Annotated in this window: 21 protein-coding genes and 1 tRNA gene; 20 read left to right on the plus strand and 2 right to left on the minus strand. The window is 70.7% G+C overall.

The window, feature by feature from the left end:
* Nucleotides 1–61 precede the first annotated feature (61 nt).
* Nucleotides 62–2,869: an Rne/Rng family ribonuclease gene (locus N1031_RS11670; RefSeq protein ID WP_259479808.1), complete on the plus strand. Its 2,808-nt coding sequence runs from the start codon at nucleotides 62–64 to the stop codon at nucleotides 2,867–2,869.
* 51 nt (nucleotides 2,870–2,920) lie between these two features.
* Here the strand turns inward: N1031_RS11670 and N1031_RS11675 are convergent, their stop codons facing one another.
* Nucleotides 2,921–3,196, minus strand: a complete 276-nt coding sequence (locus N1031_RS11675; protein ID WP_259479809.1) for a DUF4031 domain-containing protein — start codon at nucleotides 3,194–3,196, stop codon at nucleotides 2,921–2,923.
* Between the two features lie 178 nt (nucleotides 3,197–3,374).
* Here N1031_RS11675 and rplU point away from each other — a divergent pair, with 178 nt between their 5' ends.
* From rplU to N1031_RS11760, 17 genes are all read left to right on the plus strand, one after another.
* Nucleotides 3,375–3,683, plus strand: coding sequence for a 50S ribosomal protein L21 (gene rplU / locus N1031_RS11680; RefSeq protein ID WP_259479810.1), 309 nt, complete (start codon nucleotides 3,375–3,377; stop codon nucleotides 3,681–3,683).
* 12 nt (nucleotides 3,684–3,695) lie between these two features.
* Nucleotides 3,696–3,956, plus strand: a complete 261-nt coding sequence (gene rpmA / locus N1031_RS11685) for a 50S ribosomal protein L27 (protein ID WP_259479811.1) — start codon at nucleotides 3,696–3,698, stop codon at nucleotides 3,954–3,956.
* Between the two features lie 129 nt (nucleotides 3,957–4,085).
* Nucleotides 4,086–5,612, plus strand: coding sequence for a GTPase ObgE (gene obgE / locus N1031_RS11690; RefSeq protein ID WP_259479812.1), 1,527 nt, complete (start codon nucleotides 4,086–4,088; stop codon nucleotides 5,610–5,612).
* 5 nt (nucleotides 5,613–5,617) lie between these two features.
* On the plus strand, nucleotides 5,618–6,442 hold the full coding sequence (gene proB / locus N1031_RS11695) for a glutamate 5-kinase (protein ID WP_259479890.1): 825 nt from the start codon (nucleotides 5,618–5,620) through the stop codon (nucleotides 6,440–6,442).
* A 9-nt stretch (nucleotides 6,443–6,451) separates the two neighbouring features.
* On the plus strand, nucleotides 6,452–7,732 hold the full coding sequence (locus N1031_RS11700; RefSeq protein WP_259479813.1) for a glutamate-5-semialdehyde dehydrogenase: 1,281 nt from the start codon (nucleotides 6,452–6,454) through the stop codon (nucleotides 7,730–7,732).
* 106 nt (nucleotides 7,733–7,838) lie between these two features.
* Nucleotides 7,839–8,060: a phage holin family protein gene (locus N1031_RS11705; protein WP_259479814.1), complete on the plus strand. Its 222-nt coding sequence runs from the start codon at nucleotides 7,839–7,841 to the stop codon at nucleotides 8,058–8,060.
* A gap of 9 nt (nucleotides 8,061–8,069) precedes the next feature.
* Nucleotides 8,070–8,702 carry a nicotinate-nucleotide adenylyltransferase gene (gene nadD / locus N1031_RS11710; protein WP_259479815.1) on the plus strand — a complete coding sequence of 211 codons (633 nt, stop codon included), beginning with the start codon at nucleotides 8,070–8,072 and terminating at the stop codon, nucleotides 8,700–8,702.
* A 47-nt stretch (nucleotides 8,703–8,749) separates the two neighbouring features.
* Entirely contained in the window at nucleotides 8,750–9,793 is a 1,044-nt protein-coding gene (locus N1031_RS11715; protein ID WP_259479816.1) for a hypothetical protein, read from the plus strand.
* Between the two features lie 20 nt (nucleotides 9,794–9,813).
* Complete coding sequence (gene rsfS, locus N1031_RS11720; protein WP_259479817.1) at nucleotides 9,814–10,188, plus strand: ribosome silencing factor; 375 nt, start codon at nucleotides 9,814–9,816, stop codon at nucleotides 10,186–10,188.
* Nucleotides 10,189–10,279: 91 nt separating this feature from the next.
* Nucleotides 10,280–10,355 (plus strand) — tRNA-Ala (locus N1031_RS11725).
* A gap of 111 nt (nucleotides 10,356–10,466) precedes the next feature.
* The gene (locus tag N1031_RS11730) at nucleotides 10,467–10,781 is read left to right on the plus strand and encodes a hypothetical protein (RefSeq protein ID WP_259479818.1); all 315 of its coding nucleotides are present in this window, start codon (nucleotides 10,467–10,469) and stop codon (nucleotides 10,779–10,781) included.
* 25 nt (nucleotides 10,782–10,806) lie between these two features.
* Nucleotides 10,807–11,106 carry a hypothetical protein gene (locus N1031_RS11735; protein WP_259479819.1) on the plus strand — a complete coding sequence of 100 codons (300 nt, stop codon included), beginning with the start codon at nucleotides 10,807–10,809 and terminating at the stop codon, nucleotides 11,104–11,106.
* A 141-nt stretch (nucleotides 11,107–11,247) separates the two neighbouring features.
* Complete coding sequence (locus N1031_RS11740; RefSeq protein WP_259479820.1) at nucleotides 11,248–12,087, plus strand: ATP-binding cassette domain-containing protein; 840 nt, start codon at nucleotides 11,248–11,250, stop codon at nucleotides 12,085–12,087.
* Between the two features lie 121 nt (nucleotides 12,088–12,208).
* A complete protein-coding gene (locus N1031_RS11745) occupies nucleotides 12,209–13,318 on the plus strand; it encodes a sugar ABC transporter substrate-binding protein (protein ID WP_259479821.1) in 1,110 nt (369 codons plus the stop codon).
* 57 nt (nucleotides 13,319–13,375) lie between these two features.
* Nucleotides 13,376–14,392 carry an ABC transporter permease gene (locus N1031_RS11750; RefSeq protein ID WP_259479822.1) on the plus strand — a complete coding sequence of 339 codons (1,017 nt, stop codon included), beginning with the start codon at nucleotides 13,376–13,378 and terminating at the stop codon, nucleotides 14,390–14,392.
* Nucleotides 14,389–15,420, plus strand: coding sequence for an ABC transporter permease (locus N1031_RS11755; RefSeq protein ID WP_259479823.1), 1,032 nt, complete (start codon nucleotides 14,389–14,391; stop codon nucleotides 15,418–15,420). The genes N1031_RS11750 and N1031_RS11755 overlap by 4 nt, the downstream gene beginning before the upstream one ends.
* Complete coding sequence (locus N1031_RS11760) at nucleotides 15,417–16,376, plus strand: aldo/keto reductase (RefSeq protein WP_259479824.1); 960 nt, start codon at nucleotides 15,417–15,419, stop codon at nucleotides 16,374–16,376. Before N1031_RS11755 ends, N1031_RS11760 begins: the two co-directional genes overlap by 4 nt.
* Before the next feature lie 6 nt (nucleotides 16,377–16,382).
* On the opposite strand, the gene N1031_RS11765 is transcribed toward N1031_RS11760, so the two are convergent.
* A complete protein-coding gene (locus N1031_RS11765) occupies nucleotides 16,383–17,078 on the minus strand; it encodes a ThuA domain-containing protein (protein WP_259479825.1) in 696 nt (231 codons plus the stop codon).
* A gap of 120 nt (nucleotides 17,079–17,198) precedes the next feature.
* Between N1031_RS11765 and N1031_RS11770 the strand changes: the two genes are divergently transcribed.
* Both N1031_RS11770 and N1031_RS11775 read left to right on the plus strand, forming a co-directional pair.
* Entirely contained in the window at nucleotides 17,199–17,732 is a 534-nt protein-coding gene (locus N1031_RS11770; RefSeq protein ID WP_259479826.1) for a hypothetical protein, read from the plus strand.
* Complete coding sequence (locus N1031_RS11775; protein ID WP_259479827.1) at nucleotides 17,725–18,747, plus strand: LacI family DNA-binding transcriptional regulator; 1,023 nt, start codon at nucleotides 17,725–17,727, stop codon at nucleotides 18,745–18,747. The genes N1031_RS11770 and N1031_RS11775 overlap by 8 nt, the downstream gene beginning before the upstream one ends.
* Nucleotides 18,748–18,778 lie beyond the last annotated feature (31 nt).

The raw sequence follows: 18,778 nt of genomic DNA on the forward strand, positions 1-18,778 counted from the left end.
CTCGCTCTGAGAGTACCTGCCGGGTGGCGCGAGCCCCCGGCTGGCAAGGAGTGCACCAGAGATGGTGGAGAACAATTCACACAACGACCACGAGGCGACGAACACCGGGAATGCAGAGGGAGCGGGCAAGCGCAAGCGCTCGCTCTTCGGCGGGCGCCGCAGCACCAAGAAGACGGAGCCGCAGCCCGCGGTGACCGCCGAGGCCGCGCCGGCTGCCGACACTGCGCCCGCTGCTGTGACTGCGCCGGCTGCTGACACTGCGCCGGCTGCCGAGGAGGCCGTCGAGTCGCCCGCCGCATCCGGCAACCCCGTCGCCGAGGCACCCGACGTCGCGGCCGCGGCCGACGCATCCGGTCACCTCGCGCTCGACCACGACGAGCCCGGTCTCGCGCCCTTCAGCGCCGCGGCGCCGTGGAGCGCACCGGTGGAGAGCGCCGAGAAGAAGGCGCTCAGCACCACCTCGCTGTTCTTCCAGGCGCCCGACCTTCCCGACCTGCCCGAGCTCCCCGACCTGCCGCAGCGACCCGACCGCGAGTCCGCCGCCCCTGAGGAGGGGTCGGTGCGCCGCCGTTCGCGCCGCCGCTCCGGCGACGAGAACCGCGGCGGCGAGGGCGACCCGGCCAACACCGTCGTCAAGGTGCGCACCCCGCGCGAGCCCGAGCTCATCACCGAGCCGCAGCGGGTGAAGGGCTCCACCCGCCTCGAGGCCAAGAAGCAGCGCCGCCGCGACGGCCGCGACGCCGGCCGCCGCCGAGCGGTGGTCACCGAGGCCGAGTTCCTGGCCCGCCGCGAGGCCGTCGACCGCGTGATGGTCGTGCGCGCCAAGAGCGACCGCATCCAGATCGGCGTGCTCGAGGACGGCGTGCTCGTGGAGCACTACGTCGCCAAGGCGCAGGACGCCTCGCTCATCGGCAACGTGTACCTCGGCCGTGTGCAGAACGTTCTGCCCAGCATGGAGGCGGCCTTCGTCGACATCGGCCGCGGCCGCAACGCCGTGCTCTACTCGGGTGAGGTCGACTGGGAGGCCGCGGCGAGCAACTCCGACCAGAAGGGCTCGCAGCCGCGCCGCATCGAGCTCGCGCTCAAGTCGGGCGACACCGTGCTCGTGCAGGTCACGAAAGACCCGGTGGGTCACAAGGGCGCACGCCTCACCAGCCAGATCTCGCTGCCCGGCCGCTACCTCGTGTACGTGCCCAACGGCTCGATGAACGGCATCTCGCGCAAGCTCCCCGACACCGAGAGGGCGCGCCTCAAGCGCATCCTCAAGGAAGTGCTGCCCGAGAGCGCCGGCGTCATCGTGCGCACCGCCTCCGAGGGCGCCACCGAGGAGCAGCTGACGCTCGACGTCAACCGCCTCACCGCGCAGTGGGCGCACATCAGCGAGCAGGCCTCGAAGCAGCTCGCCCCGCACCTGCTGCACTCCGAGCCCGACCTGCTCATCAAGATCGTGCGCGACGTGTTCAACGAGGACTTCCACCGCATGGTCATCTCGGGCGACGACGCACGCGCCACGATCGAGAACTACCTCACCGCCGTGGCGCCCGACCTGCTCGACCGCGTGGAGCGCTACGAGGGCGAGCGCGACGCGTTCGACGAGTTCCGCATCACCGAGCAGATCGAGAAGGCCCTCGACCGCAAGGTGTGGCTGCCCTCGGGCGGTTCGCTCGTGATCGACCGCACCGAGGCCATGACGGTGGTCGACGTCAACACGGGTAAGTTCGTCGGCTCCGGAGGCAACCTCGAGGAGACCGTCACCAAGAACAACCTCGAGGCGGCCGAGGAGATCGTGCGGCAGCTGCGCCTGCGCGACATCGGCGGCATCATCGTGGTCGACTTCATCGACATGGTGCTCGAGTCCAACCGCGACCTCGTGCTGCGCCGCCTCATCGAGTGCCTCTCGCGCGACCGCACCAAGCACCAGGTGGCCGAGGTCACCTCGCTCGGTCTCGTGCAGATGACCCGCAAGAAGCTCGGTCTGGGCCTGCTCGAGTCGTTCAGCGAGCCGTGCGAGGTGTGCGCCGGGCGCGGCATCATCGTGCACCACGACCCGGTGATGAAGCACCGCTCCGGCAACGGCGGCAGTGGTTCGGCCGGTTCGAACCCGGGCGGTTCGGGCAACGGTCGCCGCGGGCGCGGCGGCAACGGCAACGGGAACGGCTCCGGGTCGTCGGCCGGCAACAGCTCCTCGGGCGGCCAGGGTGCGGCGTCGGCCTCGGGTTCCAACGGCACCCACTCCATCACCGCCGACGCCAAGAACGCTCTGGCGCAGATCGCCGCCAGCACGATCGCCGGGGCTCCGGCCCAGCGTCCGCAGGGCGAGCCGGGCACCGAGGTTCCGGCCGCCGTCTCCGAACCGAGTGCACCGGATGCGGGCGCCGAGACGGGCGCGCCCTCGGGTGAGCAGGCGGCCAGCCGGTCGGCCCGCCGCCGGAAGGCGCGCCAGTCGCGTGCGGCCGAGAACGCGGCGAACGCCGGAGGGCAGAGCACAGGGGAGACCACGGCGGAGCCCGCGGCCGCGACGGAGGCGGCTCCGGTCGCCGCGACGGAGCCGGAGGTGGCCCCGGAGCGCGCGACCAGCGCCGAGCCGCAGACCGCGGACGACACCAAGGCCAGCGCTCCCACCGCCACGGCCGAGCCCGCCGCCACCGAGCCGGCCGAGCCCGTGGTGCCGGTCGCCATCCTCGACATCCCGGTGGCGCGCACCCAGCGCGCCCCGCGCGTGAACTCGCGCGACGCCTCGCAGCTGCTCGACTCGGTGCTCGACGCCCTTCCCGAGCCCAAGCAGCCCGGCCAGGGCCGTTCGCGCAGCCGCCGGGTCAGCACGGCCGCGGTCTCCGCTCCCGTGGAGACCGGTTCGTCCGAGTCCTGAGCCTCTGGCCCCGCAACGCCTTCAGTGCTCAGGCCTTCAGTGCTCAGGCCTTCAGTGCTTGCGGGGCCTGTCCCGGCCGCGCACTCGCAGCCCGCTGTCGCGGAGCCGCTCCACCAGCTCTCGGTTGCTCACCGGATGCGCGCCCGCGGCGACCAGCTCGTCGTAGCGCTCGACAGGCACGTCGTAGTGGTCGAGGTCGAAGCCGCGCTCCGGCAGTCCCGCCTCGCGGGCAAACGAGTGCAGTTCCTCCAGCGAGTCATCGCTGACGAGGTGGCCCCAGATGGTACCGTGGGCGGGCCAGATGGGGACGTCGATCAGCACGGTCACCGTGCGAGTATCGCACCCCGGCCGCCGGTTTGACCGGCCACCAGTGATCGAGTAAGCTTGACCGCTGGTGTGCGTGGAGCTCTGCTCCCGTGAGCGCCAAGGCTTCCAAGCGGCGGAGATCCCGATGTTCCGAGATCGTCCTGGCGCTGTCGAACACCCCGAAGAGTTAGGTACGAAATTGGTCTACGCAGTTGTGCGCGCCGGCGGCCGTCAGGAGAAGGTCGAGGTGGGCTCCATCGTCACCCTCGACCGCGTCCAGGCGGGCGAAGACGGCAACATCGAGCTCGCTGCGGTGCTGCTCGTCGACGGTGACAAGATCACCTCCGACGCCGCGTCGCTGTCGAAGGTCACCGTGACCGCCGAGGTCCTCGAAGACCTCCGCGGCCCGAAGATCGTCATCCAGAAGTTCAAGAACAAGACCGGCTACAAGAAGCGCCAGGGCCACCGCCAGGAGCTCACCCGCGTCAAGGTCACCGGAATCAAGTAAGGAGCAGGGCAGATGGCACACAAGAAAGGTGCGAGCTCCACTCGCAACGGTCGCGACTCCAACGCGCAGCGCCTCGGCGTGAAGCGCTTCGGCGGCCAGGTCGTCAGCGCCGGTGAGATCCTCGTGCGTCAGCGCGGCACCCACTTCCACCCCGGTGTGAACGTAGGCCGTGGTGGCGACGACACGCTCTTCGCCCTCGCCGCCGGTTCGGTCGAGTTCGGCAACAAGGGCGGCCGCAAGGTCGTCAACATCGTCGCAGCCGCCGCGGAGTAATCGCGGTCCTGCAGTACTTCACGATGGGCGGGCTTCGGCCCGCCCATCGTCGTTCCACCCGGAGAGTCCCTCTCCGTGAACCCATCCGGACCCCCGGAACCAACCCAGAGAGATCGTGAGGCGACCGAGATGGTGACCTTCGTCGACCATGTCACCCTGCACCTCAAGGCGGGCGACGGTGGCAACGGATGCGTGTCGGTGCGCCGCGAGAAGTTCAAGCCCCTCGCGGGCCCCGACGGCGGCAACGGCGGCCACGGGGGCGACATCGTGCTCGTCAGCGACGCGCAGACCACGACCCTGCTCGGCTTCCACCGCCACCCGCACGTGTCGAGCGCGAACGGCGGCCCGGGCATGGGCGACAACCGCTCCGGCGGCAATGCCGACGAGCTCGTGCTCACCGTACCCGTCGGTACCGTGGTCAAAGACGCCGACGGTGAGCTGCTGGCCGACTTCACCGAACCCGGGATGCGCTTCCTCGCCGCCGAGGGCGGTCACGGCGGTCTCGGTAACGCGGCACTCGCGACCACCAAGCGCAAGGCCCCCGGGTTCGCGCTGCTCGGTACCGAGGGCTGGCAGGGCGACCTGCTGCTCGAGCTCAAGACCGTGGCCGACGTCGCCCTCGTGGGCTTCCCCTCCGCCGGCAAGTCGAGCCTCGTGGCGGCGCTGTCGGCGGCGAAGCCGAAGATCGCCGACTACCCGTTCACGACGCTCCATCCGAACCTCGGCGTCGTGCAGGCCGGTTCGGTGCGCTACACCGTGGCCGACGTGCCCGGCCTCATCGAGGGCGCGAGCGAGGGCAAGGGCCTGGGCCTGGAGTTCCTCCGTCACGTGGAGCGGTGCAGCGCCCTGCTGCACGTGCTCGACTGCGCCACCCTCGAGCCCGGCCGCGACCCCCTCAGCGACCTCGACGTCATCCTCGGCGAGCTGGGCGCCTATCCCGTGCCCGACGGTCAGCTGCCGCTGCTCGAGCGGCCGCAGCTCATCGCCCTCAACAAGATCGATGTGCCCGAGGCCCGCGAGCTGGCCGATTTCGTCAAGCCCGAGCTCGAGGAGCGCGGCTACCGCGTGTTCGAGATCTCGACCGCCAGCCACGAGGGCCTGCGCCCGCTCTCCTTCGCGCTCGCCGAGCTGGTCGAGAAGGCCAGGGTCGAGGCGGCGTCGCAGCCCGCGCCCAGCCGCATCGTGCTGCGCCCGAAGGCGGTCGACGAGGCGGGGTTCACCATCAAGGTCGAGGGTGGCAGCCACGGCAACGTGTACCGCATCCTCGGGGCCAAGCCCGAGCGCTGGGTGCAGCAGACCGACTTCACCAACGACGAGGCCGTCGGCTTCCTCGCCGACCGCCTGGCCAAGCTCGGTGTCGAAGACCGCCTCTTCGCCGTGGGCGCCGTGGCGGGGTCGACCGTCGTGATCGGTGCGGGCAACGGCATCGTCTTCGACTGGGAGCCCACGCTCACTTCCACGGCCGAGCTGGTCACGAGCCCGCGCGGCTCCGACCCGCGACTCGACCCCATCCGCCGCCGCACCACCGGCCAGCGGCGGGAGGAGTACCACGACCTCATGGACGCCAAGTCCGAGGCGCGTGCCGAGCTCGTGCGCGAGCGCGACGCGGGGCTCTGGGCCGACGACGAGAGCGATGGCGACGGGGAGAACGCGTGACCCGCATCCGGCTCACCTCCCGTGAGGGCATCGCCACGGCCAGGCGCGTGGTGGTGAAGGTCGGCTCCTCGTCGATCAGCGGCGACAACGCGGGCCAGATCGAGCCGCTCGTCGACGCCCTCTCGGCGGCCCACGCGCGCGGCACCGAGGTCATCCTCGTGTCGTCGGGCGCCATCGCGACGGGCATGCCCTATCTGCAGCTCGACGCCCGCCCGAACGACCTCGCCACGCAGCAGGCGGCGGCGGCCGTGGGCCAGAACGTGCTCATCTTCCGCTACCAGGACAGCCTGCGCCGCTACGGCATCGTGGCCGGCCAGGTGCTGCTCACGGCGGGCGACCTCGAGAACCCCACCCACCGTTCCAACGCGCAGCGCGCCATGGACCGGCTGCTCGGTCTCCGCATCCTGCCCATCGTCAACGAGAACGACACCGTGGCCACGCACGAGATCCGCTTCGGCGACAACGATCGGCTCGCGGCACTCGTGTCGCAGCTGGTGGGGGCGGATGCGCTGGTGCTGCTCAGCGACGTCGATGCGCTCTACACCCGCCCGCCGCTCGAGCCCGGAGCGGTGAAGATCACCGACGTGCCGCTCGGCGACGACCTCGCCGGCGTCACCTTCGGCGACATCGGCGCGGCGGGTGTGGGCACCGGGGGAGCGGGCACCAAGGTCTCGGCGGCCCGTCTCGCGGCCGCCTCGGGCACCGCGGTGCTCATCACCTCCACCGCGAACGTCTCCGCCGCGCTCTCGGGCGAGTCGATCGGCACCTGGTTCGAACCGGCCGACGTCTCGAGCCCGCCGACCGGCAGCATGTCGGCGGTGCGGCCGTAGAATCGGTGCATGCCTGAGGTTCTCGACGTCACGACCACCCTGCCCACCGGATTCGACGAGAAGCTCGAGGCCGCCCGGGCGGCGTCTATCGTGCTCGCCACCGTCACCACCGAGCAGAAGAACCGTGCTCTCGAGGCCATCGCCGCCGCGATCGAGACGGCTGCGCCCGAGGTGGTGCCGGCCAACGACCTCGACCTGGCGAACGGCCGCGAGAACGGCCTCTCCGCCGCCCTGCAAGACCGTCTCCGGCTCGACGCTGCCCGGGTGACGTCGCTGGCCGCCGCCGTGCGCGAGATCATCGGCCTCGTCGACCCCGTGGGGGAGAGCATCCGGGGCCGCAACCTCCCCAACGGCGTGCGCATCGATCAGGTGCGCGTGCCCTTCGGCGTCGTCGGCGCCATCTACGAGGCCCGCCCCAACGTCACGGTCGACATCGCCGCGCTCGCGCTGAAGAGTGGCAACGCGGTCGTGCTGCGTGGCGGGTCCGCGGCCGAGAACACCAATCGGGTGCTGGTGCGGGTGATCCAGGATGCGCTGGCCGCGTCGGGTCTGCCCGCCGCCTCGGTGCAGACCATCGACGAGTTCGGCCGCGATGGTGCGAGGCGGCTGATGCAGGCGCGCGGCGCGGTCGACGTGCTGGTGCCCCGAGGCAGCGCGCAGCTGATCGAGACCGTGGTCACCGAGTCGAAGGTGCCCGTCATCGAGACCGGTGCCGGGGTGGTGCACGTCTTCCTCGACGAGTCGGCGAACGAGCAGTGGGCGGTCGACATCGTCCACAACGCCAAGGTGCAGCGACCGAGCGTGTGCAACGCCCTCGAGACGCTGCTGGTGCACGAGGCGGCCGCGGAGCGCCTGCTGGGCCCGGTGCTGGAGCGGCTGGCCGCATCCGGGGTCACCGTGCACGGCGACGAGGCCACCAGGGCGCTCTTCCCCGCCGCGGTGCCCGCCACCGAGGACGACTGGGCGACCGAGTACATGAGCCTCGACCTCGCCGTGCGCGTGGTGAGCGACCTCGACCAGGCGATGGAGCACATCCGGCGCTGGTCGACGCACCACACGGAGTCGATCATCACGAACGACCTGGGCAACGCGGAGCGCTTCCTCAACGAGGTCGACTCGGCGGTGGTGATGGTGAACGCCTCCACGCGGTTCACCGACGGCGGCGAGTTCGGGTTCGGGGCCGAGGTGGGCATCTCCACGCAGAAGCTGCACGCCAGGGGGCCGATGGGGCTGCCCGAGCTCACCAGCACGAAGTGGCTGGTGCGGGGTTCGGGCCAGTACCGCGCCTAGTCCGGCGCCCCATCCACCGCCCGGCTCGGCGCGGCGGCGAGCTGAGGTCGAGTCAGTACCGTGCTTAGCGGTACTGTAGGAGGGTTCCACGAGTACGGGAGATGAGATGTCAGTTCTGGTGAGTGTCATGGAGGCCGTCGACGTGCCCATCGAGCTGCCGTTCCCGCCGATCGTGTTCGGCATCGTGGCCGCCGTGGTGTTCATCGCTCTCGCGCTCATCACCTGGAGCTACCGCAACGTGGCCAACCGGCACCCGCAGAAGTCGGCCAAGTACGCCGCCACGCACGACGTGCACGGGCACGCCGACCGAACCGGTGCGGATCACTAGCACCGGCGGATGAGGATCGATCCGCCCGAGACGGGCGAGGCGCACGGCGCCACGCCGCGCCGGCGGCGAATCGGTGTGATGGGTGGCACCTTCGACCCCATCCACCACGGCCACCTGGTGGCCGCGAGCGAGGCGGCCACGTCGTTCGAGCTCGACGAGGTGGTGTTCGTACCCACGGGGCGCCCCTGGCACAAGGAGCCGATCTCCTCGGCCGAGCACCGCTACCTCATGACGGTCATCGCCACCGCGTCGAACCCCCGCTTCACCGTGAGCCGGGTCGACATCGACCGCGGGGGCGTCACCTACACCATCGACACGCTGCGCGACCTGCAGGCCGCGCATCCGGATGCCGACCTGTTCTTCATCTCGGGGGCCGACGCGATCGCGCAGATCCTCAACTGGAAAGACGTCGACGACCTGTGGTCTCTCGCCCATTTCGTGGCGGTCTCACGGCCCGGTCACACTCTCGCCATTTCGTCTTTGCCCCGCCAGGACGTAAGCTATTTGGAAGTCCCAGCGCTCGCGATCTCGTCCACTGACTGTCGCGGCCGGGTCGGCCGGGGTTTTCCGGTGTGGTACTTGGTACCCGACGGTGTCGTTCAGTACATCACCAAGCACCATCTATATCGGAGTGTTGAATGAGTTTGTCGCACGATGAGCAGCCGCTGACACGGCGCCAGCTACGTGAAATGGAACGGCAGAAGCCGCGCAAGGAGCGCGAGGCCGATGCCAAGGCCGCCGAAGAGGCGGAGGCCGCGCGCAAGGCCGACGCCGAGCGCGAAGCGGCCGAGGCTGCGGCGGCAGGTGTCGCGGTGGCCGACACCGGTGTTCCCTCACGTCGGGCGCTACGTCATCAGCAGGCGGCACCGGTCGTCGACGACGCTCCGGATGCGGGCGAGACCGCGGAGGCGCCCTCCGTCGAGGAGCCCGCGGTCGAGGCAGTTCCCTCCAGCGAGACCGAGGCCCCAGTAGCGGAGCCCGTGCTGCTCGAGACCGTGGCGATGGAGACCATCATCGACGACGACGCGGTCGACGACTCCGAGCCGGCCCCATACACCGCACCGCTCATCGACGTGGTTCCGGTCGGCGCCGCGTCTCTGGCGGTCGATGAGACCGGTGAGCACCTCGAGGCGGTCACCGTCGCCGACGACGCCCCGGGCACCGAGGGCGCCGTGGTGGAGGAGATCGTGTTCGACGAGCCCGCTGCCGCCGCGGCGGCCGAGTCGACCCCGCCGCTCGCGCCTGTCTTCCAGGGTCCGTCGGCACCGGCCTCCGGTCAGCCGGCCTCGCCCGCATCGTCGTTCGACGACCTGCTGTCGCTGCGCAACACCGCCGCGGCGAACTCCATCTCCACGACGAGCGCGCTCGTGCTGCCGACCATCCCCGGATCGAACGACGTCGGCACGGCGCTCGACGAGACCGGCGAGGTCATCATCACCGGCTCGATCGACCTTCCCCCGAGCTTCGGCGCCCTCGGTGCCCCCGCATCCGGCCTCGAGTCGAACGACCTCGACGCCCTGCTCGACCGGTCTGAGGTCGAGACCCCGGGCTCCGATGTGGCGCCGGTGAGCGCTGCTCGTGCCATCAGCACGAACACCTCGTCGACCTCTCTCATCACCCCTCCCAAGCGTGCGCGTGCCAACGCGCCCGTCGTGCTCGCCATCACCGCGGGCGTCCTCGCCGTCGGCGTCGTCAGCCTGCTGCTCGCCGTGTTCGTCTTCCGGGTGTTCTGACCCGCGACCAGAGAGTCTTCGTGACTGCTTCCACCCACGCCCAAGAACTCGCCCAGATCGCCGCCCGCGCGGCCGACTCCAAGCAGGCCGAGAACCTCGTCGCCCTCGACGTGTCGGGCCCGCTGCCCCTCACCGACGTGTTCCTCCTCGCCTCCGGTCGCAACGAGCGCAACGTCGTCGCCATCGCCGAGGAGATCCAGGACCGCCTCGCCGAGGCCGGCGCCAAAGTCATCCGTCGCGAGGGTCTCGCGGAGGGTCGCTGGGTGCTGCTCGACTTCGGCGACATCGTCGTGCATGTCTTCCACGAGGAGGACCGCATGTACTACTCGCTCGAGCGCCTCTGGAAGGACTGCCCGGTCGTGCCCCTGGTGGTCGAAGCGGCCTCCGAGATGTAGTAGGCTAGACGAGTTGTTTCCGAGAGATCAGAAACAACACCCAGACTGAATCGGTCGCATTCTGTTCCACAGATCGGCCCGCTCAGCACCTGGGCCCGTGGCGCAGCTGGTAGCGCACCTGCATGGCATGCAGGGGGTCAGGGGTTCGAATCCCCTCGGGTCCACCAATCGATTTCATGAGAACCCCGACCGGAAGCACATCCGGTCGGGGTTCTTGTCTGCGGGGGCAGGATCGGTCGTGACGGTCATCCGTCCACGTCGGGCGATAGTCTCAGGGCATGTCGCGTGGGGTGCCCGAGAAGCGGACCGCCCAGAAGGTTGCCGCCACAGGCGTCCTCGCGGTGGTCCACGGGGTTCTGTTGTGGGTCGTGCTCCCTCTGGCCTTCGTGAGTTGGTTCGTGGTGGTGCCCTTCATCGTCCGGCGCTCCAGATCCTTGCCCCAGTACCTCGGTTGGGTCGACGTCAACGTCATCGCGGCGCTCCAGCGAATCATCCCGGCCGCGGGCACTAAGCGGATCGCGTTCGTCTCCCTCAGGGACATCTCCACCGTCGCCCACCGTGCGGAGCTCCCCTGGGATGTCGACCTGTGGTGACGACCCTTCCGCCTCCAGATCAAAGGTGTCGCGCGGGAACCCCACCCGCACCGCAGCCATCGTCGGGTTCGGCCTGATCGCCATCGGGGTGGCCCATCTGGTGATCACGCTGTCGATCATGCTCGGCGGGATCGTTCTCCTGTTCGGGATCGTGGTGCTGGTGCTCGCGCGCCGGATCGCCACCCGCATCGCGAAGCGGCGCTCCGGTCTCGCGGATCGGGATCTGCCGGTGCTCGCCAGGCGCATCCAGACGGGTGGGGCGACGGTGATGATGTTCGGCTTCGGGGCCGTCTCGTTCGGGCTGGTCGCCATCCTCAACGGCTAGACGCGGCCGGTGTCGGGTGGCTGGATCCGCCGCCCGGAATATCGATTCACTTTTGTGCTTGCGTTGGGTCGGGGTGTCGTGTCACTCTTACTTGTAACGTTTTATATAGAACGTTTTAGGTTCCAACGACGAGGTTGCCCGATGACTGCGAACACCCCGGCCGACGCCACGGCCGCCACTCCCGCCGGCCCCGAGATCGCTCTCGACGCGCGCCACATCACCCGCCGCTACGGTGCCGTCGTCGCGCTCGCCGACGCCTCGATGCAGCTGCGTCGGGGCGAGGTGATGGGCCTGGTCGGCGACAACGGCGCCGGCAAGTCCACGTTCCTCAAGATCCTCTCCGGGGCCGTGGTGGCCGACGGCGGCTCGATCGCGGTCGACGGCAAGCCCGTCACCTTCCGCCGGCCTTCCGACGCGCTCGAGGCCGGCATCGAGACCGTCTACCAAGACCTCGCGCTGGTCGACACCATGTCGGCCGTGCAGAACGTGTACCTCGGGCGCGAAGACCTCTCGAGCAACCCGTTCCTGCGCCTGCTCAACGTGGTCAACGACCGCGGCATGCGCAAGCGCTCGCGCGAGGTGCTCGCCGAACTCGGCGTGGGCATCCAGTCGGTGAACGTGTCGGTGAAGGGCATGTCCGGCGGTCAGCGCCAGTGCCTCGCCATCGCCCGCGCCCTGCTCTGGGGGCGCCGAATCGTCATCCTCGACGAGCCCACCGCCGCGCTCGGCGTGCGCGAGTCGGCCCAGGTGCTCGACCTCATCGGGCGCCTCCGCGACCACGGCGTGAGCGTCATCCTGGTGAGCCACAACATGCAGCAGCTCGTCACCGTCGCCGACCGCATCACGGTGATGCGCCTCGGCCGCACCATCGCCACCCGCAACGTGGCCGACGTCACCCCGGAGATCGTCGTGGGCCTCATCACCGGCGCCCTCCCGGCCGACGTCGACACCCCCGAGGACAGCGCCGCGGTCGTGGCCTGAGCGCCGCCCGCCCTGCATCCCGCCCGCCCGCATCCGGCCCCGCCCCGCCCCGCGCATCCGGCCCCACCCAGACCACCCACCGCACCACCACACCAACCCCTTCCCTGAGGAGAACACTGCAATGACGCACTCCATCCTGACGAGCCGCCCCGCCCTCGGCCGGCGCTTCGCCCGACTCGGCCTGGTCGGCCTCGCCGCCGCCAGCCTCACCCTCGCCGGCTGCAGCACCGTCGGCGACTCCACCGGCGGCAGCACCGACGCCGCCGACGACGGCACCTTCACCCTCGGCTTCGCCGTGGGCGGCCAGCCCGACGCCGACTGGCAGGAGCTGCAGGGCGACGTGGCCGCAGGCCTCGCCGAGCAGCGCGGCTGGGACTTCGTCGAGCTCTCGAACGACAACAGCGAGGCCACCGCCACGAAGAACGCCGACATCTTCATCCAGAAGGGCGTCGACCTGGTCATGATGTTCAACGGCCAGCCCTCGGCCAACCCGGTCATCGCCAAGAAGTACGCCGACGCGGGCATCCCGGTCATCACCTTCGACATCGCGCAGGAGGGCTGGTACTTCGTGGGCGTCGACAACGCCGCCGCCGGTACCGAGGGCGGCACCGCGCTCGGCGAGCTCGCGAAAGAGAAGTGGGACTGCCAGGTCGACCTGGTGATCGAGGCCGAGGGCACCGCCGCCGGCCAGATCAACACCTGGCGCACGGGCAACGCCGCGGATGCGATCGGCGAGGTCTGCCCCGACATCCCGGCCGAGAACTACGTGAAGTACGAGGCCGACGGCAACCTCACCACCTCGCTCGCCAACGCGCCCGGCGTGTTCGCGGCGCACCCGGATGCGAAGAACATCCTGGTGGTGGGCCTCAACGACCAGGCCGTGGTCGGCGCCCTGCAGGCGGCCACCCAGCTCGGCCGCGACGGCTCGATCATGGGCTGGGGCCAGGACGGTGGACTCATCACGGGCGCCAACGTCGACCCCAACCTCGTCGGCAGCGTCATGTACTTCCTCGAGGGCTACCCCTCGTTCGCCTTCGAGATCGCCGACGAGATCGCGGCGGGCAACCCGCCGGCGGTCAAGGACACCGGTGACGACGCCGCGGTCAGCGTGAAGCCGTGCCCCGTCACCCAGGAGCAGGCCGCGGCCATCCCCGGCATCGACGAGCGCGTCGCCGAACTGGCGGATGCGCCGGCCGGCACCACCGCATACGACCTCTTCTGCAAGTCCTGATCCCCGATCAGGCACCCCGTCGGATCAGCCACACCAGGTAGGTATCGGAACAACTCCATGACCACATCGCTCATCACCCCGGCCGATCCGGCCGCACCCGTGAGCCCGGGCGGCCGAAAGGGCCGCCCGGACTCCCGGGGCGCCACCGCCTGGCGCGACGCCCTCAGCATCGCCGGCGTCTGGCTCCTCCTCATCGTCGCCACCACGATCGTGCGGCCCGACTTCCTGTCGAGCCAGACGCTCCTCGCCGTCACCTTCACGATGGCCATCTCCGGCATCCTCGCGGTGTCGCAGGCGCTCATCGTCATCAGCGGCGGCCTGCTCGACCTGAGCCTCCCCGTGTCGCTCATCCTGAGCGCCTGGGCCACGGTGACCGCCCTCAACAACGGGCTGCCCACCTGGGTCGCCATCCCGATCGGCATCGTCACCGGCGCCGCGTGGGGCCTGCTGAACGGCCTCATCGTGGTGTTCGGCAAGCTCAACCCCATCATCGTCACCCTGGCCACCGGCTTCGGCGGCCTGGCGATCATGCTCATCTTCTTCAAGTCGGCGCAGATCCCGTCGACCTCCGAGCTGCGCCTCTACGGGCTCGGCCGGTTCCTCGGCCTGCCGAACGTGTTCTGGCCGATGGTGATCGTCATCGTGCTCGCCGGCCTCGCGCTCACCTTCACCCGCTGGGGCAGGCACCTGCGCGCCGTGGGCGGCAACGCCCAGGCCGCGAAGGCCCGCGGCATCGACCTGCGACGGATGCGCCTGGCCACCTTCGCGGGCGCCGGCGCGGTGGCGGGGCTGGCCGGCGTCATGTTCTCGGCCGTGAACCCGAGCTTCACCCCGGCCTCGGGCGCGGGCTTCCAGCTCATCGTCATCGGCGCCGTCATCCTCGGCGGCATCAGCCTCTCGGGCGGCAAGGGCAATCTGCTGGTGCTCCTGCTGAGCGTGGGCTTCCTCGCGACCATCCCCACCTCGATCGCGTTCTTCGGCCTGGCCCCCGCGTGGGCGCTGGTCTTCCAGGGGGCACTGCTCATCATCGCCGTCGGCATTGACGGCTACCGACTGAAGAGGACGGCGCGATGACCACCGCCACCACGACCCCCACCCCCACCCCGCCGAACCCCGGCCTGCTCTTCGACGAGCCCGCCCTGCCGCTGCACCGCCGCATCCTGAGCTCCTTCCGCGGCCCGGTCGGCAGCATCAGCTTCACCCTGGCGGTGACGCTGCTGGTCGGCCTGGTGTGGATCGGCCCCGAGTTCCTCAGCCCCTCGAACATCCAGATCGTCGGCGTGAGCGTCGCCATCCCGCTGATCGTGGGCGTGATGGCCTCGTTCGCGCTGCTCGCCGGCGTGGTCGACCTCTCCATCGGCTCGATGGTGGGTTTCGGCGCCGTGGTGTTCAACCAGCTCGTCGCCGCGGGGCTGAACCCCTGGCTGGTCGCCCTCATCACCATCCTCGTGGGCGCGGTGGTGGGTCTCACCAACGCCTTCGTCATCGTGCGCTTCGGCGCCGAACCGCTCGCCGTCACCCTCGGCATGCTGACGCTCCTGCGCGGCCTCTGCCAGGTGATCGTGGTGAACGCCCCGCCGAGCACCCTCATCGAACCGCTCTACAACGTGACCCAGGGGGCGCTACTCGGGTTCCCGACCCTGCTGCTCATCGGCATCGGCGTCACCCTCATCGCCGCCGGGATCGTGTCGAAGACGCGCATCGGCCGCAAGGTGCAGGCCGTCGGCGGCGACGACCGGGCGGCCGCCCGCGCCGGCATCTCGGTGTCGAAGGTGCGCGTGATCGCCCTCGTGGTGAGCTCCGTCGGTGCCGCGATCGGCGGCATCCTCTACGTGGGACAGCTGGGCTCGGCCTCGAACGTGCTCGGCACGGGGCTGGAGTTCCAGATCTACGCCGCCCTCATGATCGGCGGCTACTCCATCACCCGCGGCGGTGTGGGCAACCCGATCGGCGGCCTGCTGGGCCTGCTCGTGGTGGCGGGCATCACGAACATCCTCAACATCACCTTCATCGACCCCGACTACCTCGACCTCATCGTGGCGATCATCCTGCTCGTCGCCGTGCTCGTCGACCGCCTGCGCGGGGGAGACGCGTTCGAATGACCGTCTCCACCGCCCCGCTCCCCACCCGCGTGTTCGGCCGCACCGGGCTCACCGTGTCGTCGCTCTGCGTCGGCACGGGCGCCTGGGGCCTCGACTCCCCGGTGCACGGACTCACCGTCACCGAGGACGACGCGGTCGCGACCGCGCTGCACGCCTTCCGGGGGCCGGTCACGGTGCTCGACACCTCGAACAACTACGGCGACGGCGAGAGCGAGCGCCGGGTGGGCCTCGCACTGCGCCGGGAGACCCCGCCAGAGGGCTTCGTGGTGCAGACCAAGCTCGACCGCGACCCGGTAACCGGCTCGTTCGACGCCGAGCGGATGCGCGCCTCGCTGCACGAGAGCCTGGATCGTCTGGGTGTAACAAGGGTGCCGGTGCTCTACCTGCACGACCCCGAGAACATCGGCTTCGAGGCGGCGATGGCGCCCGGTGGCCCGGTGGAGTCGCTGCGGCGGTTCCGCGACGAGGGCTACGCCGACCACATCGGCGTGGCGGGTGGGCCGTCGAGCATGCTGCGCAGCTTCGTGGACAGCGGATACTTCGACGCGCTCATCACCCACAACCGCTTCACGCTGGTGGACCGCAGCTCCGACGCGCTGCTCGACGCGGCGGCGGAACAGGGCCTCGGCGTCATGAACGCCGCGGTCTACGGCGGCGGGCTGCTCGCCTCCTGGCCGCGCACGAGCGACCGCTACCACTACCGCACCGCCCCCGCCGAGCTGCTGGCCGCGGTCGATGCGATGGGAGCGGCCTGCGCGCGGCACGGGGTGCCGCTCATCGCGGCGGCCCTCCAGTTCTCCACGCGCGATCCGCGCATCCACTCGACCGTGTGCGGCGTGGTCAGCCCCGCGCAGCTCGACGCGGCGATCGAGGCGGTGTCGATCGAGATCCCCGACGAGCTCTGGGCCGAGCTGGAGAGCCTGGTGCCGAGCGAGACGACGTGGATCCGTGACTGAGCCGCGTCAGCGAGCGGCCGGTACGGTCTCGCGTGAGGCCGCGGCCCACTCGACGAGACCGCGCAGCAGGGCGCGGTGCTCCCCGGAGTCGTACGATTCGACGCCGTGGCCGAGCGCGTCGTACGCCACCCGGCCCCGGCCTTCGGGGAACTCGACCACCCAGACGAGCGGATGCGCGAACCCGTCGTCGGTGTGCTCGGCCAGCACCGAGGTGGAGGCGCCGGTCTCCAGCGCGGTGTACCGCTCGTCGTACAGCACGAAGTCGCCGAGGCCGGGGAGCGCTGCTCGCCCGGCCTCGGTGGGCTGCACGAGAGCCCGACCGATCTGCGGGTGCCCCGAGCGTCCGGGCACCCATCGCCCGCCGAGCAACTCCGCCCAGCGCGGATCGTCGCGGAAGGCCAACGCCGAGGAGTGGAGCGCCACGATCCCGCGGCCGGAGGCCACGTGGGCCTCGAGCAGGTCGACCAGCGGGCCCGAGACACCGGGCTCCACGCCCAGGTCACCGCTCACGTTGAGCACGAGCACGTCGGCCTCGCCGAGCACCTCGCTGCCCCGCTCCTCCAGCTGCGCGGTTCCCACGACGCTGGCGGTGAGCCCCTCGCCGGCCGAGAGCACCTCGGCCACGCGGGCGCTCGTCCCGGCGAGCGCGTGCCAGGGGTCGTCGTGGCCGGCCTCGCCCGAGATGACGACGATGGTTCGCATGCGGTGCACGTCCTTCGCTGGTCGGGGCCCGGCGTCGATGCGCGGGCGGTACCGAGGATGCACGTCGCGGCGCGATCGCGCAACCCCGGCGCACCGCGAGCGGCTCGGGGAGGTGGCGCGATGATGGTCGGCGACGGCACTCTGCGCTACGACGCCCTCGACTACGACATCGTGTGGGTGGGCACCGACCCCGTGCGGAAGCCGCTCGGATCGTTCGGTGACGTGCACCACGTCGCGACGCCGGTGTGGAGGCTCGTGAGCGGGTATCTGATGCTGCAGCACGAGAGGCCGGACGAGACTGCGGACGAGACCGGCACCGCTCCGGTCGTGGGCGTGCACAGCCACGGCCACCGGATCGCCGGCCTCGCCGCCTCCCACGACGCAGCCGCGGCCGAGCTCGCCTTCGAAGGTCCCCTGTCGCCGCGCGACGACGACGGCTCGGGCGTCGCGGCACGCCTCCGGAGCCCGCTCGGGGTGACGGTGCTGCCCGACCCCGGAACGCGGGCGACGGTCTCGCCCGACCGCGCATCCGTGGTGCTCGAAGGCCGACGCGCCTGGGGCGCCACACTGGTGCACGGGCCGGCCGTGGCCAAGATGGAGAACCGGGTGCGGCTGCTGCGCAGCCTCGAACGAGTGGGAGGCCGTCATGGCTGAGGTCGGGATCCGCGACGTCGCGGCTCGCGCGGGCGTGTCGGTGAGCACCGTGTCGAACGTGCTCAACCGCCCCGAGTTGGTGTCGCGCCAGGCGGCGAGCCGGGTGGCGGAGGCCATCGAGGCGCTGGGCTACGTGCCCAACGTGGCCGCCCGTCAGCTGCGAGCGGGCCGGAGCAATGCGATCGGCATGGCCGTGCTCAACATCACCAACCCCTTCTTCTCCGACGTGGTGCTCGGCGCCGAGCAGGTGGCCGAGGAGGCCGGCTACTCCGTGATCGTGGGCAACAGCTACGACTCGGTGGAGCGTGAGGCACGCTACCTCGAGCTGTTCGAACGCCAGCGCCTCGACGGGGTGCTCATCGCCCCCGTCGAGCAGTCGCTCGAGACGCTCGAGCGCTTCCGCCGCCGCGACGTGCCCGTCGTGCTCGTCGACCGCGTCGACCCGCGCGGCGTGCTGCCGTCGATCTCGCTCGACGACCGGCTCGGAGGCCGGATGGCGGCGACCCACCTGCTCGAGGGCGGATGCCGGCACATCGTCTTCATCGGGGGGCCGCACACCATGCCCCAGATGCATGATCGCCTCGAGGGCTGCCGCGGCGCCGTCGAGGCTGCCGGAGCCCGTTTCACGTTCATCGAGACCGCCACGCTCAACCCGCATCTCGGCCGCGAGATCGGTGACCGCATCGCCGCCCTCCCGCTGGCCGAGCGGCCCGACGGCATCTTCGCGGGCAACGACCACGTGGCCCTCGGCGTGCTGCAGAGCCTCATCGGCCACGGCATCTCGGTGCCGGGCGAGGTGTCGGTGGTGGGCTACGACGACATCGACTTCTCGGCCGCCGCGGTGGTGCCCCTCACCTCGGTACGGCAGCCGAGCCGCGAGATGGGCGGCAACGCGGCGAGACTGCTGCTCACCCAGCTCGGCGCCGGAGAGGCGGTGGGCGGGACCGCCGGGGAGTCGACGCTCCGCACCCGGTTCGAACCGGTGCTGGTGCCCCGCCACTCGACGCGGCACTGAGCCGATCGAGCAGTCCCGCGCGGCCGCCCCG

The sequence above is a fragment of the Herbiconiux moechotypicola genome, from assembly GCF_024979255.1.
GTDB lineage: Bacteria > Actinomycetota > Actinomycetes > Actinomycetales > Microbacteriaceae > Herbiconiux > Herbiconiux moechotypicola.

Excerpts from the sequence above, each read along its gene's own strand:
- obgE (WP_259479812.1), top strand. The coding sequence starts at position 4,086 with ATGGTGACCTTCGTCGACCATGTCACCCTGCACCTCAAGGCGGGCGAC.
- N1031_RS11750 (WP_259479822.1), top strand. The coding sequence starts at position 13,376 with ATGACCACATCGCTCATCACCCCGGCCGATCCGGCCGCACCCGTGAGC.
- N1031_RS11770 (WP_259479826.1), top strand. The coding sequence starts at position 17,199 with ATGATGGTCGGCGACGGCACTCTGCGCTACGACGCCCTCGACTACGAC.
- N1031_RS11730 (WP_259479818.1), top strand. The coding sequence starts at position 10,467 with ATGTCGCGTGGGGTGCCCGAGAAGCGGACCGCCCAGAAGGTTGCCGCC.
- N1031_RS11775 (WP_259479827.1), top strand. The coding sequence starts at position 17,725 with ATGGCTGAGGTCGGGATCCGCGACGTCGCGGCTCGCGCGGGCGTGTCG.
- N1031_RS11745 (WP_259479821.1), top strand. The coding sequence starts at position 12,209 with ATGACGCACTCCATCCTGACGAGCCGCCCCGCCCTCGGCCGGCGCTTC.
- rpmA (WP_259479811.1), top strand. The coding sequence starts at position 3,696 with ATGGCACACAAGAAAGGTGCGAGCTCCACTCGCAACGGTCGCGACTCC.
- N1031_RS11765 (WP_259479825.1), bottom strand. The coding sequence starts at position 17,078 with ATGCGAACCATCGTCGTCATCTCGGGCGAGGCCGGCCACGACGACCCC.
- nadD (WP_259479815.1), top strand. The coding sequence starts at position 8,070 with ATGAGGATCGATCCGCCCGAGACGGGCGAGGCGCACGGCGCCACGCCG.
- N1031_RS11740 (WP_259479820.1), top strand. The coding sequence starts at position 11,248 with ATGACTGCGAACACCCCGGCCGACGCCACGGCCGCCACTCCCGCCGGC.
- N1031_RS11670 (WP_259479808.1), top strand. The coding sequence starts at position 62 with ATGGTGGAGAACAATTCACACAACGACCACGAGGCGACGAACACCGGG.
- N1031_RS11700 (WP_259479813.1), top strand. The coding sequence starts at position 6,452 with ATGCCTGAGGTTCTCGACGTCACGACCACCCTGCCCACCGGATTCGAC.
- N1031_RS11705 (WP_259479814.1), top strand. The coding sequence starts at position 7,839 with ATGTCAGTTCTGGTGAGTGTCATGGAGGCCGTCGACGTGCCCATCGAG.
- N1031_RS11755 (WP_259479823.1), top strand. The coding sequence starts at position 14,389 with ATGACCACCGCCACCACGACCCCCACCCCCACCCCGCCGAACCCCGGC.
- N1031_RS11715 (WP_259479816.1), top strand. The coding sequence starts at position 8,750 with ATGGAACGGCAGAAGCCGCGCAAGGAGCGCGAGGCCGATGCCAAGGCC.
- N1031_RS11760 (WP_259479824.1), top strand. The coding sequence starts at position 15,417 with ATGACCGTCTCCACCGCCCCGCTCCCCACCCGCGTGTTCGGCCGCACC.